This is a genomic window from Phaeobacter sp. JH20_26 (assembly GCF_048056275.1).
GTDB lineage: Bacteria > Pseudomonadota > Alphaproteobacteria > Rhodobacterales > Rhodobacteraceae > Phaeobacter > Phaeobacter bryozoorum.
Genome location: NZ_JAYMWL010000012.1, coordinates 20,755 through 38,363, shown reverse-complemented (window position 1 = coordinate 38,363; position 17,609 = coordinate 20,755). Strand labels below are relative to the sequence as shown.

The 17,609-nt window shown below is 60.0% G+C and carries 14 protein-coding genes and 2 pseudogenes; 13 read left to right on the top strand and 3 right to left on the bottom strand.

All coding sequences use genetic code 11. The annotated features are described in order from the left end of the window. Window positions 1–120 precede the first annotated feature (120 nt). The gene (locus VWY60_RS05030) at window positions 121–2,406 is read left to right on the top strand and encodes a glycosyl hydrolase family 28-related protein (RefSeq protein ID WP_416539939.1); all 2,286 of its coding nucleotides are present in this window, start codon (window positions 121–123) and stop codon (window positions 2,404–2,406) included. A 16-nt stretch (window positions 2,407–2,422) separates the two neighbouring features. Here VWY60_RS05030 and VWY60_RS05025 read toward each other — a convergent pair whose 3' ends face one another. Then, window positions 2,423–3,151: a hypothetical protein gene (locus VWY60_RS05025; RefSeq protein ID WP_416539938.1), complete on the bottom strand. Its 729-nt coding sequence runs from the start codon at window positions 3,149–3,151 to the stop codon at window positions 2,423–2,425. Between the two features lie 146 nt (window positions 3,152–3,297). Here VWY60_RS05025 and VWY60_RS05020 point away from each other — a divergent pair, with 146 nt between their 5' ends. The 3 genes from VWY60_RS05020 (at window position 3,298) to VWY60_RS05010 (ending at window position 4,497) form a co-directional block, all read left to right on the top strand. Beyond that, window positions 3,298–3,615 carry an antibiotic biosynthesis monooxygenase family protein gene (locus VWY60_RS05020; protein ID WP_061049879.1) on the top strand — a complete coding sequence of 106 codons (318 nt, stop codon included), beginning with the start codon at window positions 3,298–3,300 and terminating at the stop codon, window positions 3,613–3,615. Window positions 3,616–3,715: 100 nt separating this feature from the next. Beyond that, a complete protein-coding gene (locus VWY60_RS05015; protein WP_416537438.1) occupies window positions 3,716–4,123 on the top strand; it encodes a universal stress protein in 408 nt (135 codons plus the stop codon). Between the two features lie 107 nt (window positions 4,124–4,230). After that, on the top strand, window positions 4,231–4,497 hold the full coding sequence (locus tag VWY60_RS05010; protein ID WP_340547283.1) for a zf-TFIIB domain-containing protein: 267 nt from the start codon (window positions 4,231–4,233) through the stop codon (window positions 4,495–4,497). A 154-nt stretch (window positions 4,498–4,651) separates the two neighbouring features. On the opposite strand, the gene VWY60_RS05005 is transcribed toward VWY60_RS05010, so the two are convergent. Further along, a complete protein-coding gene (locus VWY60_RS05005; protein ID WP_340547282.1) occupies window positions 4,652–4,837 on the bottom strand; it encodes a PLD nuclease N-terminal domain-containing protein in 186 nt (61 codons plus the stop codon). Window positions 4,838–4,986: 149 nt separating this feature from the next. Here VWY60_RS05005 and VWY60_RS05000 point away from each other — a divergent pair, with 149 nt between their 5' ends. Further along, on the top strand, window positions 4,987–5,292 hold the full coding sequence (locus VWY60_RS05000; protein WP_340547281.1) for a hypothetical protein: 306 nt from the start codon (window positions 4,987–4,989) through the stop codon (window positions 5,290–5,292). 125 nt (window positions 5,293–5,417) lie between these two features. Here the strand turns inward: VWY60_RS05000 and uvrB are convergent, their stop codons facing one another. Further along, complete coding sequence (gene uvrB / locus VWY60_RS04995) at window positions 5,418–7,616, bottom strand: excinuclease ABC subunit UvrB (RefSeq protein WP_340547280.1); 2,199 nt, start codon at window positions 7,614–7,616, stop codon at window positions 5,418–5,420. A gap of 228 nt (window positions 7,617–7,844) precedes the next feature. On the opposite strand from uvrB, the gene VWY60_RS04990 reads away from it, so the two are divergent. From VWY60_RS04990 to VWY60_RS04955, 8 genes and pseudogenes are all read left to right on the top strand, one after another. Next, window positions 7,845–8,156, top strand: a complete 312-nt coding sequence (locus tag VWY60_RS04990; protein WP_416536713.1) for an ETC complex I subunit — start codon at window positions 7,845–7,847, stop codon at window positions 8,154–8,156. Window positions 8,157–8,219: 63 nt separating this feature from the next. Continuing rightward, window positions 8,220–9,051: pseudogene (locus VWY60_RS04985) on the top strand (IS5 family transposase). 69 nt (window positions 9,052–9,120) lie between these two features. Beyond that, window positions 9,121–9,612 (top strand): GNAT family N-acetyltransferase, encoded by a 492-nt coding sequence (locus tag VWY60_RS04980; protein WP_416539937.1) that lies wholly within the window; start codon window positions 9,121–9,123, stop codon window positions 9,610–9,612. Window positions 9,613–10,419: 807 nt separating this feature from the next. Then, window positions 10,420–10,885, top strand: a pseudogene (locus tag VWY60_RS04975) (transposase); the annotation flags it as partial. Window positions 10,886–11,413: 528 nt separating this feature from the next. Next, window positions 11,414–14,752, top strand: a complete 3,339-nt coding sequence (locus VWY60_RS04970) for a M10 family metallopeptidase C-terminal domain-containing protein (RefSeq protein ID WP_416539936.1) — start codon at window positions 11,414–11,416, stop codon at window positions 14,750–14,752. A gap of 70 nt (window positions 14,753–14,822) precedes the next feature. Continuing rightward, window positions 14,823–15,275 carry a hypothetical protein gene (locus tag VWY60_RS04965; protein ID WP_416539935.1) on the top strand — a complete coding sequence of 151 codons (453 nt, stop codon included), beginning with the start codon at window positions 14,823–14,825 and terminating at the stop codon, window positions 15,273–15,275. Between the two features lie 133 nt (window positions 15,276–15,408). Further along, entirely contained in the window at window positions 15,409–16,161 is a 753-nt protein-coding gene (locus VWY60_RS04960; protein WP_416535151.1) for a hypothetical protein, read from the top strand. Between the two features lie 202 nt (window positions 16,162–16,363). After that, window positions 16,364–17,293 carry an MYG1 family protein gene (locus tag VWY60_RS04955; RefSeq protein ID WP_416539934.1) on the top strand — a complete coding sequence of 310 codons (930 nt, stop codon included), beginning with the start codon at window positions 16,364–16,366 and terminating at the stop codon, window positions 17,291–17,293. Window positions 17,294–17,609: the final 316 nt, after the last annotated feature.

Sequence of the window (17,609 nt, the reverse complement as noted above, 5' to 3'; positions counted from 1 at the left end):
GCATACCCTGCGAACGCCCCTCTGAGGGCGCGTTAAACCCCGTCCTTTACAACCCTTTCCCTGAGTGAACCGGGCTGCGGCCTGATCAGCCGGAAACGGCGGTATTAGAAAGGGTGACTGATGAACATAGCGATCACTGACGGCGTAGAGCTGATGCCCCCGGCCTTTGCCGAGGGGCTCAACAACTGGTCCAGCGGCAATGGCACACCGGGGTCGGACACCTATCAGGGCGCGGCCAATGCGGCCTTTGTCGCGGCGGATGCCGATTTCGGCGGCTGTCTTGAACTGCAAAAGACCGCTTCGGTGCAGAAACTGCGCAATATGACCCGCACCATGCTGACGCCGGGCTGCTATTTGCAGGTCACCGCGCGGGTAAAGGCGGTCAGCGGTGCCCTGCCAACCGTTCGCATCGCGGCCTGGGCCGGGCAGTCGGGCGGCGGTCATCTGGGCGGCGTGGTCGAGACCGGGGCGGGCACCAGCCTGTCGACCTACGGAAAAGTGGTTGAGATATCGGCCATTATCGGCACCGGCAGCCGCAATGGCGTCGATATGGCCTGGGGGCTTGAGGGGCGCTTTGCCCATGTGGGGCTGGATCTGATCGGGCCAAATGGCGGCGTGGTGCGGGTCGATGATATCGAGGTACGCGATGTCACCGGGGTCTTCCTGCGCAATATGATCAGCCTGGTGGATGTGACCGACTATGGCGCAATCGGTGATGGCAGCACCGACAATACCGCCGCCTTTGAGGCGGCTGATGCCGCGGCCGCCGGCCGTCGTGTGCTGGTCCCTGCGGGGGAATTCTACCTCGGCAGCACCGTGTCGATGAACCATGAGGTCCAGTTTGAAGGCACCGTCCGCATGCCCACCAGCCGGATGCTGCTGCTGACCCGCAATTTCGATTTCCCCAGCTATGCCGCGGCTTTCGGGGATGAGGAACTGGGCTTCAAGAAGGCGTTTCAGGCGCTGTTGAACAATGCCGATCATGAATCGCTGGATCTGTGCGGGCGCAAGGTGACCCTGCGCGGACCCGTCGATATGCAGGCGGCGGTCCCCAACAAGACCAGCTACGCGACCCGCCGGGTGATCCGCAACGGCCAGCTGGAGGCTGCTGCCAATGCCGCCTGGGACACCGATTCCATCACCGCTCAGGCAACCTATAGCACCAGCGCATCCCGCAAGCTGACAAATGTCGCCAATATCGCCAATATTCCCGTTGGCGCGCTTGTCGAAGGCAGCGGCGTCGGGCGCGAAATCTACGTCCGGGACAAGAACGTGGGCGCGGGCGAACTGACCCTGACCGCGCCGCTTTATGATGCGGTGGGCACCCAGCAATACACCTTTCGCGACTTCAAATACATGTTGGATTTCAGCGGCTTCAGCGCGCTCAGTAAATTCGGCATGACCGAGGTCGAGATTCAGTGCGACGGGCGCTGTAGCGGCATTCGTCTGGCCCCGGCCGGCACCGTGTTCAGCCTGGACCACTGCTTTATTTCGCGGCCACGAAACCGCGGCATCACCTCCATCGGATCCGGCTGTCAGGGTATCCTGATCGACAATTGCCAGTTCCTGTCCGATGAAGAGCCGCTGAATGTCGGCGCCCGGCAATCCATCGCGCTGAACGTTAACGCCAATGATGCCAAGCTGCGCAACAATCGCGCCACCAAGTTCCGCCATTTCGCATTGCTGGGTGGCCAGAACCAGACGGTGACCGGCAACCACTTCTTTCAGGGCGATACCGTTGCCGATGGCAGCCGCACCGCCGGTCTAATCCTGACCAGCACCAATTGCGCCTCGACCGTGTCGGACAATTACATCGACAATTGTTTTGTCGAATGGACCAATGAACGCGATGCCCGCCCCGATTTCACCAGCGGCTTCTCCTTCAGCGCCCTGTCGATCACCGACAATGTGTTCCTGTCCGGCGATGTCGCCCCCTGGTTCAGCTACATCGTGGTAAAGCCTTATGGCAGCGGCCATTTTTTGAACGGGATGACCGTGTCGGGGAATAAATTCCGCTCCATCAACGGCACCATCGACCGGGCAGAGCGGGTCGATACCAGCTTCTCCGACCTCGATTTCAGCCGCACCAGGGATATCTTCTACGAGGGCAACACCTATCACAACGTCTCAACCGCGGTGGCCAACCCGCTCAGGATTGAACATGTGCAGGGCAGCGCGGCCACGACCTGGACCGTCGACACCCAGGATGCTCTGCCATTTCGCGGTCAGGCACGGGGCATCGACAGCGTCGTCGCCATTGGCCCGGTAGAGCTCGGCGGCGGCGCCGATCGCCATGCCATGCCCTATGCCAAGCTGCGCGTCGGCAGCCGTCGCGATCAGGTCCAGCTGGTCTGGCCGGAGGCGGTGCGCGGCACGGTGCAGGTAACGGTGCGTGTGGACAGGTGATCCGCAGCGCTGGGGGTCAGAACCGGTGCCAGATCGCCAGTTTGATCCCCAGCGCGCGTGTTTCGGCGCGCTTGTGCTGGAGACCGATCACCAGCTCCGGCGCGCTCTTTCCGAACCGCTTTGCCAGTGGCAGCCGCAGGCTGGAGGTGATGGAAAAGGACAGCGGCGCGCCCGCTGTCCTGCTGGTTTCCACCTGCAGCAGCGGCGCCAGCTTGCCGGGGCGGTTCAGCCCCAGCGTGGCATCCAGTTTCCAGGTCTGCTGCCGCCCCTTGCTGCGCCATTCATGACCCAGATCCAGAGCGATCCAACCCGACAGCGGCCTGCCTTTCAGCGCGATGTCGAACCCGCGCCCATAGGACAGGGTGATCCGCTGCATCGGCGCCCAGACCCCGCTGCTCTGATTGGCCCCCAGCGCCAGCTCCACCGCGGTATTTGCCTGTCCCAGACGGGGTAGGGGGTGGCGCAGAAACAGCAGCGCATGGGCGGAGCTGCCGCGGCTGACATTCAGATCGGCGCCGAGCGTCCAGCGCGGATGCAGGCCAAATTCCCCGTAAAATCCGATCTCTGCCGGCAGGCGCTGCCCCTCGCTCAGCCCTTTCAGCGCGGCAAGGTCGCGGCGCAGCGTCAGGCTGGTCGCGCTGAACCCCTGACCCTCCTGCTGTAACCACGCCCCGGCGGAAACCGAGGCCAGCGGCATCAGGCAGAGGGCAAGGACAGCCAGTAAGCGTAGGAACCCGTGCGGCATAAAAACACTTTAAAGTTGATTTTATTTTTGACCACTCTTTTTATGCGTCTGTTGGACAAGGATCGGCGATCCTGCCGGAACGGGCAAAAACCTCTGCCGGATTTCCTCAAACCGGCGTAGGCTGGAGATGGACAACGGAGGAAGCCATGCCGACGATAGCGACCAATACCGAAACCCAAACCGTGATCACCACCTTTGAGATGACGCCGGGCACCTGTCAGGATCTGCTGGATGCTCTGACCGAAGCCTATGCGGAGTTCATTTCGCATCAGCCGGGCTTTATCTCTGCCGGGCTGCATGTGAATGACGCCCAGACGCGGATCGCCAATTATTCGCAGTGGCGGCGGCGGGAGGATTTTATGGCCATGCTGCGCAGCACCGAGATGCGCAACCGCAATCGCAAGATCAACGAGCTTTGTCGCAGTTTTGAACCGGTGATGTATGAGGTTGCCGCAACCTTTTGATCTCTGGTGCGTTTCCCTGTTGTACGCGGCTGATCTCGATCAAGGCAGGCCGGTGGGCGCGGCCTCATGATGGGGGTGCCGCAGACAGAGGAGACCGCAAATGTATCATAATATTCTTGTCCCGATTTCGTTTGATCCCGACCGCGATGTGAGCGCCCCGCTAAAGCTGGCGGGGCTGCTGGCCACGCCAGAGGCCCGGATCACCCTTCTGCATGTGGTTGAACAGGTGCCGGCCTATGCGATTTCCTATATGCCGATCGATTATCTGGAGGGCACCCGCAAGGCGCTTCAGGCTGAGCTGGACGGTCTGGCCCAGACATTGCCCAACGCGACCGGGCTGCTGATTGATGGCCATTCCGGTCGCTCGATTCTGGACTGGGCCGAACAGAACGCACCCGACCTGATCATCATCGCCTCGCACCGGCCGGGGATGCAGGACCTGCTGCTGGGATCGACCGCCACGCAGGTGGTGCGCCACGCGGCCTGTGCGGTGCATGTCGTGCGCTGAGACTTGCGGTTTTTTGACGCGAGGCCAGCAATTCGTCGCCGACAGGCTTGTCCCGCGCGGCAGCCGACCCCACTTGGATTGCAATCAGGTTTAGCGAGGAGAAAACGATGCAATGTCCAATTGACGGCGCCCAGCTGGTAATGACCGACCGGGCCGGTGTGGAAATCGACTATTGTCCGCAATGCCGGGGTGTCTGGCTTGATCGCGGTGAATTGGATAAAATCATCGAACGGTCCAGCCAGCCAGCGCCGCAGCCGCAGCCCCGGCAGCAGGACAGCTATCGCCCTGAAAAACGCGATTCAGACCGGCATTATTCGGAAAAACGCTACAAGAAAAAACGGGGTGGCTTTCTTGAGGACCTGTTTGATTTCTGATCTAAAAAATGCAGAAAACCGCCTTTTGCAAATAAGGGCGGTTTATTCATAGCTGTCTGGTGAGATGCGCGGGCAGCCTGCCGCACCAGTTAGTGCAGATAAAAAAATGCCCCAGCGCCATGATCTGGCTGCCGGGGCATTGTCTAACGCCCTGTTAGATATGTGCTTTGCTGCCGCGTGGGCCTGCGATCAGCCATGCGATCAGGCCGATCACCGGCAGGACCAGGATGACAAGTGTCCAGATCACCTTGGCTGCGGTCGATGCGCCGGATGTCAGGACCTGGTAGATCGCGTAGAGGTCAGCGATAAGAATAAGCAGACCAAGAAGACTGTAACCCATTTTCTCTCTCCATCAATTTTGTTCTGTCTGCTCAACCTTTCAGACGCCAGAAAGGTTCCGCTAAAATTTTTGGGAACCTTTTTGTGAGGTGGATTGTTTGCTTCTCGAACCATCACTGAGATGTATCGCAATCTGAAAGGAACCACGCTATGAAAACCGCTACCGGAATTATTATGGGTATTGTTGCTGTAATCGCCATTGCGGTCGGCATCTACATGGTCGACGTCGACCAGACCGAAGAGGCAAGCCTGCCTGACGTGGATGTCAGCGTCGAAGGTGGCAACCTGCCGAAATTTGATGCCGAAGTCGGTTCCGTCTCCATCACCGAGGAAACCGCCACCGTAAAGGTTCCCGACGTTGATGTGACCATGGAAGAAGCCGAAATCTCGGTGCCCGGTCTGAAAGTGACCCCGCCGGAAGACGCTGCTGACGAAGTTGCCGCCGAATCCAACTAATGCCAGTCCGCCTGTGACCCGGCATTCACTGCCCCCCGCATTTGCGGGGGGTATTTTCGTTTTGGACCCCTATCCGGTCGCCGGTGCTGCGGACCGGGCCGAGGCCGCGCCGCAGCGGTGGGCGCCTATGAAAATTTCTTCTGCGATTTGCCGCGATAGGCCCGTGTCCCGGCCTTGCCCGCAGTGGACCGGCCCCGTGATTTGACCGCCGCCTCCGATGCGGCTTCGACGGCGGACTGCCGCGCCAGCGGATCGTCGGAAATCGCCAGATCCACCGCTTCCAGCCGTTTGACCTCGTCGCGCAGCCGGGCTGCCTCCTCGAACTCCAGGTTCTCCGCCGCCTTGCGCATCTGTTCGCGCAGCCCGGCCAGATGGGCCTCCAGATTGGCGCCGTGCATCGGTTTGTCGAGGGTTGCGGTCACGCGGTTCATATCCACATCGCCCGCATAAAGACCGGCCAGCACATCCTCGACGTTCTTTTTCACCGTCGCAGGCGTGATGCCATGTTCAAGGTTATAGGCGATCTGCTTGTCACGGCGGCGGTTGGTCTCACCAAGCGCGCGCTCCATCGAGCCGGTAATCCGATCGGCATACATGATGACGCGGCCCTCGGCGTTCCGCGCGGCGCGGCCAATGGTCTGGATCAGCGAGGTCTCCGAGCGCAGGAAACCCTCCTTGTCGGCATCGAGAATCGCGACCAATCCGCATTCGGGGATATCCAGACCTTCGCGCAACAGGTTGATGCCAATGAGCACGTCAAAAGCGCCAAGCCGCAGGTCGCGCAGGATCTCGATCCGCTCCAGCGTGTCGATGTCGGAGTGCATGTAGCGCACCTTGATGCCCTGTTCGTGCAGGTATTCGGTCAGGTCCTCGGCCATGCGTTTGGTCAGCGTGGTCACAAGGGTGCGGAACCCATCGGCGGTGACACGGCGCACCTCGTCCAGCAGATCATCCACCTGCATCGAGACCGGGCGGATCTCCACCTGCGGATCCAGAAGGCCGGTGGGGCGGATCACCTGCTCGGCAAAGACGCCGCCGGACTGTTCGATTTCCCAGGCCGAGGGCGTGGCGGAAACAAACACCGACTGCGGGCGCATCGCGTCCCATTCCTCGAATTTGAGGGGACGGTTGTCCATGCACGATGGCAGGCGGAAACCATGTTCCGCGAGGGTGAATTTGCGCCTATGGTCGCCTTTGTACATGCCGCCGATCTGCGGCACGGAGACATGGGATTCATCCGCAAAAACAATGGCATTGTCGGGAATGAATTCAAACAGGGTCGGCGGCGGCTCGCCCGGCGCGCGGCCCGTCAGATAGCGCGAATAATTCTCGATCCCGTTGCAATGGCCGGTGGCCTCCAGCATTTCAATGTCAAAATTGGTGCGCTGTTCCAGCCGCTGCGCCTCCAGCAGCTTGCCCTCACCAACCAGCTGGTCGAGCCGCATTTTCAGCTCTTCCTTGATCGAGATCACCGCCTGTTTCAGCGTTGGCTTCGGCGTCACGTAATGCGAATTCGCATAGACCCGGATCTGGTCGAAGCTGCCGGTCTTTTCCCCGGTGAGCGGGTCGAACTCGGTGATGCCTTCCAGCTCCTCGCCAAAGAAGGACAGCCGCCAGGCGCGATCCTCAAGGTGGGCCGGGAAAATCTCCAGCGAATCGCCGCGCACCCGGAAGGAGCCGCGCTGAAACGCCTGATCGTTGCGCTTGTACTGCTGGGCAACCAGATCGGCCATCACCTGCCGCTGGTCATATTCGTCGCCGACCTTCAGGTCCTGCGTCATCGCCGAATAGGTCTCGACCGAACCGATGCCGTAGATGCAGGAGACCGACGCGATGATGATCACATCGTCCCGTTCCAGCAGCGCACGGGTCGCTGAGTGGCGCATCCGGTCGATCTGTTCGTTGATCTGGCTTTCCTTCTCGATATAGGTGTCAGAGCGCGCGACATAGGCCTCCGGCTGGTAATAGTCGTAGAAGGAGACGAAGTATTCGACCGAGTTTTCGGGAAAGAAACCTTTGAATTCGCCGTATAATTGCGCCGCCAGCGTCTTGTTGGGGGCAAGGATAATGGCCGGGCGCTGGGTCTCTTCGATCACCTTCGCCATGGTAAAGGTCTTGCCGGTGCCGGTGGCGCCCAGCAGCACCTGATTGCGCTCGCCCTCCAGCACACCTTCGGAGAGTTCCTTGATGGCGGTGGGCTGGTCGCCCGCGGGATCGAACTCGGTGTGCATGACAAATTTCCGCCCGCCTTCCAGCTTGGGACGCTGCTGCGGCGCGCGGTCGGCCATCATGGGCATGGATTTGTCGGAATGGGCGTATGGCATATGGCTCTCTCCTGCTAGGGGCAGAGATTGGTCTGTTTTTGTTCTTATTCAAGGGGCTTTTTCCACCCCGCGCCCGGCGATGGCTTCGCAGCGGCGCAAAATGCCGGTCGCTGAGGGCGGAAATCCCGGTTTTTCCTGCCAAACCCGTGCAATCTGCGGCATTTGCCACCTTGCCCGTGATCAGGGTTCAGCGCATATAGGGGGCAGAGATCTGAGAGGAGATATCCCATGCGAGCGCGGATTTATCGGCCAGCCAAGAATGCCATGACCTCCGGTATGGCCAAGACCCGCAAATGGGTCCTGGATTTCGTGCCCTCCAGCGCGCGGGAAGTGGATCCGCTGATGGGCTGGACCTCCTCACATGACACCCAAAGCCAGGTCCGCCTGCGGTTCGACACCAAGGAAGCGGCGCTGGAATACGCCGAGGCCAATGGCATCGACGCCATCGTGACCGAACCAAAGACCCGCAAGGCCAACATCCGGGCGGGCGGCTACGGCGAAAACTTCGCCACCAACCGCCGCGCCCCCTGGACGCACTAGGGTCAGGATGCATTGATTTTCAACGCGCTGCGTGATTCACGGCTCGGAAAACGGAGCGGTGACATGAGCGACGTTTACTGGCTGACCGATGCGCAGATGGCGCGTCTTAAACCCTTCTTTCCGAAGTCGCATGGTAAGCCTCGGGTTGATGACAAGCGGGTTTGAGCGGGATTATCTTCATCAACCGCAATGGGTTAAGGGGGCGCGATGCCCCTGCAGCCTATGGCCCGCATAAGACTCTCTACAGCCGCTGGAAGCGCTGGAGCGAGAAAGGCTCTTCGCGCGGATGATGGCGAGCCAGGCCGCCGGGCACAGCGAAGAACAGACCGTGATGATTGACGCTACCTATCTCAAAGCCCACCGCACAGCGACCAGCATGGCCGCGAATTAAGGAGGGTCAGGAATTGATCCAGTGGATCAATTCCCCGACGAAAGGGGGCGTGGGCGCCTGATCGGTCGCACCAAGGGCGGCATGGATACCAAACTGCATGCCATCTGTGACAGCCACGGGCGACCGCTCAGCCTGTTCGTCACCGCTGGGCAGGTCAGCGACTACATCGGCGCGCGGGCGTTGCTCCGCGCCCTGCCGAACGTCAAATGGCTGCTCGGGGACCGCGGCTATGACGCTGACTGGTTCCGAGAAGCGTAGTAAGACAAAGGGATACGCGCCTGCATCCCTGGCCGGAAGCGGCAGCAGATCCCGGTCAAATACGACAAGCACCGATACAAACGACGCAACCGCATCGAGATCATGTTCGGCAGGCTTAAGGACTGGCAGCGCGTGGCGACACGCTATGATCGCTGTCCCAAGGTCTTCCTCTCAGCCATCGCCTTCGCAGCACTCGTCATTTCTCAGCTATGGGGCGTGAGCCAGTTTTTTATCGCGGTTGGGTGATGGTTACTTGAAAGATGCAATAACGGAAGGTAGCCGTGGCAAAAGCTTATGCATAATGGTTGAGCGGATATGAATAAATTCTCCCGAGAACTTACTTATCGTGTCGTAAGCAGTGATGATGATATCCCCGCGATCGCTAGGATCGCGCAAGAGGCGCATGAAGAGAGCCGCTACCGGGACATTCCTTTCAGCGAGGATAAAGTGCGAAAGCTGGTACAGCGGGCTTTGGTGGATGGGGCGCCGCAGATCGTACTGCTAGCCCTGAAAGGGGAAGTACCTGTCGGGTTGGCGGCTTGCACCGTTGGGGAATTTCATATCGGAACAGATGTCCGAATTGCGTCCATCAACACCATCGCGGTGTCGCGCCGTGTCCGCAGCTCCCTCGGCGGAGGCCGTATCGCACTTGCGCTGATTCAAGGTCTCCATCGCTGGGCCAAAGCCCAGAACGCACGCGAAGTATCGCTGCATATAACGTCCGGTGTTGATCTGCCACGGGCGCATAAGCTGGCGGTAAGATTGGGGTATGAATTGACCGGGGGGAGTTATGCGCGTTTTGTTTGAATTTTCTTTGGCGCTGAGGGTTTGTTACTACTCATTTTTAGGAGATCTCGGGTGAAAAAGCTGTATAGTTTTTGCATCTCAAAAATTGATGACGGAAACGTTATAGTCGGCGCCGGCCTTATACACTTAATATCATCTCTGGTAATCTTAATGTTGATGGTGGTGGAGTCAATTATTGCGGGGTATGTTTCGGTAAATAATGATGTGGCGAGGATTGTAATTGCGATATGTGTCATACCTATATCTCCGTATTTACTAGGTTCCACTTTTATAATAGCTGAACAAATGTGGGTGTTTTTTGGAGTATATCAAATTTTTGGCGTCGAGGGTCGGCCTGTTAGGCGGTTAGTTAGGGGAAAATTCCTCAGGTGAAGTTGAGGTCGTTTTTCTAATATAATTAGTTCTTGAGGAAATTCTGAATATTGGCATGCAGAAATTGATGTATTTAAAATTTAGATTGGCGAGAGGTGCCCTGTGAAAAGTGAAAAATTCAAACCTTTTCTGGGTCTTTATTTAATTTGTATTGTTTTGAAATTTTGGTTACCGGATAGGGACGTGCTTGTTGGATTGAGGTTGGGTGTGAATAGCATGCTTCTGGGTGGTCCAGTGTATTTACTTTATATCATTCTGCAAGAGGGTGAAAAGTAGAAAAAACAGGGTCACTTTGCCTTCATTTAATAGGCATTGATTTGAGGTTGTCACGGCTTTGTTGCACAAATCATCTGAGGGGTTCACTGTTTGAATCCAGAGTGGTAGCTGACGGGCAAGAGCAGTTGGTCCCTCAGATGATTTGTGCAACAAAACCCTTCCAGCGACAAAGGCGACAGTCCGGCCCTGCCCGAACTGCTGAGCCAGTGCCGCCAGAGGAACAGATCTGCACCGTGACCGCCTTCTCGTGCATGTAGACATGCACTGCCGGGCAAGGGATGGTGCCTACGACACGCGCCGCTGCCATACGGCCATCCTGGATCGAGGCGCCGCCGTCATCCCTATCCGCAAGAACGAGCGTCTTTGGAAGGAAGACTGTCCGACCGCAACGGCCCGCAACGAGATCCTGCCGGCCACCCGGCACCTCGGGCGGGCCATCTGGAAGCGATGGACCGGCTATCATGCCCGCAGTCGGATCGAGGCAAAGATGCGATGTCTGAAATCCTTCGGCGAACGCATCGCCTCACGAGACTTCGACCGACAGGTGGCTGGACACCAAATCCGGATCGCGGTTCTAAACAGCTACACCGCCCTTGGCATACCCGTCACAGTGCCCGTAGGGTAAGTCCGTCCGGGGAAAGGGGAAGCGCCCCCTTCACACGATTTGTGCAACAGAGCTTATCCGGCGGCCCAAATCAGCCCCCCCGATGGCAGAGGAGGCCTGCTGCCCGGTTACCGGCGTGCCGGCCCGGTCGTGGCGCGGCAGGGCTGGGGCGGGGCCATGCTGTGGGCGTCAGTTGTGCAACCTTTGATTGATTCGATCAGCGGAACGGCGGTCACCTGTCAATTCGCCGTTCTGCGCGGTTCTGCGGCCCTTGCAACTGTCCGCACAACTTCGCTCATGCCCCGACGTCAATGGGCCAGCTTTTGCCGAAACCAAGGAGTGTCGAAAAACTCACCAAAAATAGTGAGTTGAACGATCATTCAATTCGGAAACGATCAGGGCACGAAACCAATATATCTATAATCTCCGAGGTCAGCCGATGGCGGCCCGGGCGCTCCGACATGCCTGCGGAGGGCTACGGGTGAATTTTGCCCATCAGATCTGACTACTCGGGGTTGAACGATTGGGTTGAATGACAGGGAGGCCAACATGCCAACATCAACCGAGACCAGCACAGACTGGTGGACCAATGATCAAACGCCGGAGAACCCCTTTGGCAAAAGCGAGGATTACGAGGGGTTTCTCGATTATCTGGGTGCGCTGGGACGCAGCCTGACGCCGGAAATCGCCGCTGAACCGCTGGTGATCAACCTGACCGGGCTGAATGATCACCCCAGCTACAAAGAGGCGGCCATCGGAGCGCTGGAGATGTGGTCCGCAGTCACGCCTTTGCAATTTGAGATCGTCGATGACGCCCCCTTTGATGCCGATGTGCACTGGATGGAGGTTGTCAGCCCGGAAATCGGCGAACAAAGTGACGGCAGCGCCTTTTCCAGCGACCGCTATGTCAGCGTCGGCCAGCGCTTCCACGATACCGAGCCGAATATCACCGACCTTGGCGGCTATGTCTTTGATACCTTCGTGCATGAGTTCGGCCATGAATTCGGCCTGAACCACCCCGGTCTGTATAACTACAGCGGCCCCGGCGGCGTGCAGATCAACTATCTGAACAATGCGACCTGGACCTATGACCGTCAGCAATACAGCGTCATGTCCTATTTCGATGGCATCGACGTGGGCGAGGATACGCGCTGGTCAGCGGTGACCCCGCTTATGGGTGATATCGAGGCGATCATTCGCCGCTATTTCTCCACCGTCGATGATGAGGGCGTGCGGACCTATCAGACCATCAACCTCAATACCGATGACAATACCTATGGCTTCAACAGCAGCGAATACGGCTACCTGTTGACCGAGGACGGGCCGCAGCACGATATCGGTTTTGTGATCCATGACACCGGCGGCGATGACACCATCGACTTCTCCGGCTCCACCGCCAGCACCATTCTGGACCTGCGTGCCGGTGAGTTCTCCAGCGTCAACGGGCACAACAACAATGTGTCGATCTTTGCCGGGCACAACGCGGATCAGACTGAATACTACATCGAGACAGGGATCGGCAGCAGCTACGACGATATCTTGATCGGCAATGACGGCGACAATGTTCTGGACGGGCGCGCGGGCAATGACCGCATGGCCGGCAATGGCGGAGATGACGTCTATTTCGTTGATTCCATTGATGATATCGTTCGCGAGGAAGAAAACGGCGGCAATGACACCGTGATCGTGGTGGCTGATGGGCTGGATCTGGGCGACATCGCCAATGTGGAGACCATCATCTACGCGGGCGGCACGCCGGGAACACCGGGCAGCGACGCGCCGGATGCGCCGAACGAAGGGCCAACCGACGCGCTGGACAGTCTGATCATCGGGGATGACAGCAATGAGACGCTGGATGGCGGTGCTGGTGGCAACACCATCTTTGGCCTTGGTGGCGATGATCTGATCATTGGCGGGCGCGATACGCTGGCCAGCCGCGACATCAACAACACCATTGATATTGCTGACCTTGAGGATCAGACCGAAACCGACGATGGCAATGACGCGCTTTATGGCGGCGATGGCAATGATACCATCAACGGCGGAGCGGGCGACGACCTGCTGGACGGCGGCGATGGCAACGACCTGCTGCGCGGTCAGGCGGGGGCCGATGTGTTCCGCGGCGGGGCAGGGATCGACACCGTTGATTTCAGCCAGGAAAGCCCGTTCCAGCTGCTGGTCAACCTGGAAACCAATGTGGCCAGCGGGGGCACCGCTTCGGGCGATACCTTCTACAGCATTGAAAACCTGATCGGCTCGGATGACCGGATCGACCGGTTTATCGGCACCTCCGACAACAACCATTTCTGGGGTCAGGGCGGCGGCGACGTCTTCAATGGCGGCGGCGGTGACGACACGCTGGATGGCGGCAACGACGGTGACATGCTCTATGGTGAGGACGGCGATGACGTTCTGATCGGCGGCAGCGGTCAGGACTATCTCGACGGCGGCGCAGGCGTGGATACCGTGGTTTATACCACCAGCTCGGTCGGGGTGACTGTCGATCTGGAAAACGGCACAGCCCGTGGCGGCGACGCTGACGGACCGGTGCAGATCGTCGGACGCGGCACCACGATCCGTCATGACATCATCGTGGATGTGGAAAACGCGGTTGGCTCGCTCCATGACGATCACCTGATCGGCTCGGATGGCGAAAACACCCTGAGCGGCGGTGCCGGCGACGATGTTCTGACCGGCGGTGGCGGGGCGGACCTGCTTGATGGCGGCGCGGGCAGCGATACGGCCGACTACGCCAATGCGACCCGTGGCGTGAAGCTGAACATGGCCAATGGCAAGACCGCGGGCGACACCTATGTTTCCATCGAGAATATCTCCGGCTCCGGTTTCAATGACCGGATCAAGGGTGACGGCTCCGACAATGTGCTGACCGGGCAGGGGGGCAATGACACCCTGAAAGGCGGCAACGGGGATGACACCCTGCTGGGGGATTTTGCCGATGCCGCGGATGCGATACCGCAGCCCGGTCTTGGCACCGGCTACGCCACGCTGGGTCCGGATGCGACCAATAACTCGATCGAAACCGCCTTTGATATCTCGGATAACTTCTCGCTGACCGAGGACCCGGATATCTTTGACTCGACCAGCGTGCTGCACACCACAGTGAATGCCACCGGCAACGGGGCGGGTGGTTACTACCGCATTGATCTGGCGGCGGGCACCGTGCTGACCATCGACATCGACGGGATTGCCGATCCCAATGTTCACGACAGCTGGGTTCGGCTGCTGGACAGCGAGGGCAATATCGTCACCCAGAACGATGATGGCGGCGGCGATCCCGGCTCCACCAGCAACCGCGACTCCAGCACTGTCTTTGTGGTCGAGGAAACCGGTACCTACTACATCCTTGAGGGCAGCTGGTCGCCGGATACCGCCGATGGCTGGTCCGAGAGCGTGCCTGAAGGTTCCACCTATGAGCTGAATGTCTCGGTCGAGTTCCCACCGGCACCGGCGCAGCCGGGCGAGGCGGGCGAGGATGTGCTCAGGGGCGGACGTGGCAATGACATGCTGGATGGCGGTCTGATGGCGGATACGCTCTTTGGTGGTCAGGGAGACGATTACTTCCGATTCTCGACCGAGCTGGGTGCGGACAATATCGACGAGATCCGCGACTTCGATGTGGCCAGTGACACCATCCTGCTGGACAGCGCGATCTTCACCGAAGTGGGCGCAGAGGGTGTGCTGGACTTTGGCGCCTTCCACAGCAGCGCTTCGGGTACCGCGCTAGATGCGGCGGACCGGATTGTCTACAACACCTCCAGCGGTGCGCTGACCTATGACGCGGACGGTCGGGGTGGTGACGATGCGATCCAGTTCGCCCAGTTGCAGTCCGGGCTACAGCTGACATCAGATGATTTTGTGATCATCTGATCTGATACGAACAGGCACAGGGGGCCGTTTGCGCCCCCTGTGTCAGCTATGTTTCGGGAGAGGAAACACCATGCCCCGCTATCTTGCCCCGCAGTCTATCAGACAGTCCCAACCTCGGTCCCATATCCGGCCGCTGCACCGGCGTCAGCTGATCCTCGGGCTGGCTGCAACCGCGCTGGTGGTCACCGCTGATCGCGGCCGGGCACAGCCGGGAGCAGTGCAGGGGATTGTCACCTTTGCCGGCGAGGGCAAGATCCCGAAGGGGCGGATCACCGTCTTCCTGTCGGATCCGTCGCAGGCAGATGCGCCCGATGACACTGCGGCGCGGGTCGATCTCATCAGCGATGGCGCCAGCCGGCAGATCGCATTCAGCCTGCCGCAGACAGAGCTGCCGCAGAACCATACCGCCCGGCGGCTTGTGGCGCGGCTGGAACGGGAAGATGGCTGGCTGATCGCCCGTGGCAGCGCCAAGCTCGCCGCAGGCCAGCGGCCCGAGGTCACGCTCAACACGGTGATGTACTGACCGCATGCCGAACCTGCGATAAGTCCAAGCCTGCGAAGGATGTTTTCCTACCGCTATCTGCGGTCTCATGGTATCAGACCGATGTGCTGCCCGGCAGCAGCGCAGAGCCACAGAAGACGCAAGGAGCGCGAGGATGTTCAACGCAGATCGTGTCACAGAGGTTGCCCAGTCCAGCGTGGTCGAAACGCTGGATCTGTCCATGTTCAGCGAGGCCGATATTCTGAACACCGTGCTTCAGCGGTCCGAGGTGCTCTTTGATCTGGACCGTCCCGGCCGACCGATCCGGCGCTGGTCCAAGGGCAAGCCGGAGGAGTTGCAGGACGAAGTGGCGCGCCGCGGCGATCTGCTGCTGAAACGCGCGATTTCCGTGCTCTACCTTGAGTATCTGGCGCTGAAGCCCACGCTGGAGACACTTGCGCCGAAACATGTCGCGGATATCGGATGTGGCTATGGTTTCATTGATCTGTTTCTGGCGCGGGAGTTTGCCTGCGCGATCACCCTGATCGACCTGGAAGACAATGAGGCAACCCATTTCGGCTTCGATGCCGAAGGGGCCGCCTATAGTAGTCTCAGCACCGCGCGGGCGTTTCTGACCGCCAATGGCGTGGCGGATGTGACGACGGTGAATCCGGGCCGCGAGGATCCGAACCGGATCGGAGATGTCGATCTGGCGCTGTCGCTGCTCAGCTGCGGTTTTCACTATCCGGTCAGCACCTATGAGACCTTCTGGAAGAACAGCGTCAAACCCGATGGGGCGATCATCCTCGACCTGCGCGATGCCGAGGCCGCCCCCCAGCGCGCGCTGCTGGGCCAGATCGGCGCGCTGCATGATCTGTGGAGCGGCGAGAAATGGACCCGCATTCAGGTCCGCAAACCCGCCGCCTAGCCGACCTGCCACTGGGTGTATCAAGCCAATGATCTGCGGGTGTTTTTCGCCCCTGTAATTTGCCAGCACGATGCGCTATCCGGGGGAAGAGCCTGGCGCGGCGCCGGGGGCGTGATGATGCGCGCATGGCGACGCCGCCTTTGATACCGATGGGTGGCCTTGCGGGTGCCCGACGCCTGTTAGCCCTTGCGGAGCGCCTTTGATGACCATCACCCATCTTGTGACCCATTCCGGCGGGTTTCACGCCGATGAACTGCTGTCCTCGGTCATTCTGACGCGGCTGTTTCCCGATGCCACGCTGCTGCGCTCGCGGGAGGAGGCCTGGATCACGCCGCAGGCGGGGCGGATCATCTATGACGTGGGCCGGGCCTATGATGCCGAGGCGCAGGTTTTCGATCATCACCAGCGCCCCAATCCGCTGCGCGACGATGGCCAGCCCTATAGCTCCTTTGGGCTGATCTGGCGGCATTATGGCCGCGATTACCTGCGCAGTCTGGCGGTGCCGGAGGCGGATATCGAGGCGATCCACCACAGTTTTGACCAGGGGTTCGTGCTGCCGGTGGATCTGCTGGACAATGGCGCGATTGAACCTTCGGTTGCGGGGCCGCTGGCGGGAATGACGCTGCCGGTGCTGCTGGAGACGCTGAAGCCGGCGTTTGACGACAGCCGCGAGGGCGCGGATGATCAGGCGTTTCTGGCAGCACTGCCGGTGGCGCGCGCCTTTGTCGAGGCGGCGGTCCGGGGGAGGGCGGCGAAACGGCGCGCCGAGGTCATGGTGCTGAGCGCGATCGAGGCCGCAGGTGCGGCGCGGGTGCTGGAGCTGCCGATGGGAATGCCCTTTCGCGCGGCGGTCGAGGCGGCCGGGGCTGACCATCTCTTGTTCGTGGTCCATCCGCGCAGCAGCGACTGGACGCTGACCACCATCCGCAAGAGCGGCGACAGCTTTGAAAGCCGCGCCGATCTGCCTGCGGCCTGGGCCGGGCTGACCGATGCCGCGCTTGAGGCGGCCTGCGGGGTCAAGGGGGCCAAATTCTGCCACAACGCCCGGTTCATCGCGGTGGCCGACACCCGCGCGGCGATCCTTGAGATGGCGGAGCTTGCGGTGGCTGAGGCACAGCGGCCTGCCGCGTAAACCTTGGGTGCGAGGTGGCGCGGCATGGTCCGTGTCTGGGGCAGCCCGGTTGTCAGCTCGCACTGTGGAAAAGGTCAGCGTCCCTGTCTAATTGTTTCGCGCGCGAAACATTCGGACAGGCAGGCTGATACTTTTTCTGCGCGTTGCAGAGCGTGCGGGCGCGGATATCTGGTAAGACCGCAACGGATATTTCTGTGAGGTTAAAAGACTGGGCGACCAGACTGGGCAACCAGACTGGGCAACCAGATTAGGCGAACAGATTAGGCGAACAGGCGCCGACACCGACACTGGCGCCGGCCTGCGGGCGCATCGGTGG

What these genes read in the sequence shown, in the direction of transcription:
- VWY60_RS04960 (WP_416535151.1), top strand. Translation starts at nt 15,409, where the DNA reads ATGTTCAACGCAGATCGTGTCACAGAGGTTGCCCAGTCCAGCGTGGTC.
- VWY60_RS05010 (WP_340547283.1), top strand. Translation starts at nt 4,231, where the DNA reads ATGCAATGTCCAATTGACGGCGCCCAGCTGGTAATGACCGACCGGGCC.
- VWY60_RS05015 (WP_416537438.1), top strand. Translation starts at nt 3,716, where the DNA reads ATGTATCATAATATTCTTGTCCCGATTTCGTTTGATCCCGACCGCGAT.
- uvrB (WP_340547280.1), bottom strand. Translation starts at nt 7,616, where the DNA reads ATGCCATACGCCCATTCCGACAAATCCATGCCCATGATGGCCGACCGC.
- VWY60_RS05025 (WP_416539938.1), bottom strand. Translation starts at nt 3,151, where the DNA reads ATGCCGCACGGGTTCCTACGCTTACTGGCTGTCCTTGCCCTCTGCCTG.
- VWY60_RS04955 (WP_416539934.1), top strand. Translation starts at nt 16,364, where the DNA reads ATGACCATCACCCATCTTGTGACCCATTCCGGCGGGTTTCACGCCGAT.
- VWY60_RS05020 (WP_061049879.1), top strand. Translation starts at nt 3,298, where the DNA reads ATGCCGACGATAGCGACCAATACCGAAACCCAAACCGTGATCACCACC.
- VWY60_RS05030 (WP_416539939.1), top strand. Translation starts at nt 121, where the DNA reads ATGAACATAGCGATCACTGACGGCGTAGAGCTGATGCCCCCGGCCTTT.
- VWY60_RS05005 (WP_340547282.1), bottom strand. Translation starts at nt 4,837, where the DNA reads ATGGGTTACAGTCTTCTTGGTCTGCTTATTCTTATCGCTGACCTCTAC.
- VWY60_RS04970 (WP_416539936.1), top strand. Translation starts at nt 11,414, where the DNA reads ATGCCAACATCAACCGAGACCAGCACAGACTGGTGGACCAATGATCAA.
- VWY60_RS04965 (WP_416539935.1), top strand. Translation starts at nt 14,823, where the DNA reads ATGCCCCGCTATCTTGCCCCGCAGTCTATCAGACAGTCCCAACCTCGG.
- VWY60_RS05000 (WP_340547281.1), top strand. Translation starts at nt 4,987, where the DNA reads ATGAAAACCGCTACCGGAATTATTATGGGTATTGTTGCTGTAATCGCC.
- VWY60_RS04980 (WP_416539937.1), top strand. Translation starts at nt 9,121, where the DNA reads ATGAATAAATTCTCCCGAGAACTTACTTATCGTGTCGTAAGCAGTGAT.
- VWY60_RS04990 (WP_416536713.1), top strand. Translation starts at nt 7,845, where the DNA reads ATGCGAGCGCGGATTTATCGGCCAGCCAAGAATGCCATGACCTCCGGT.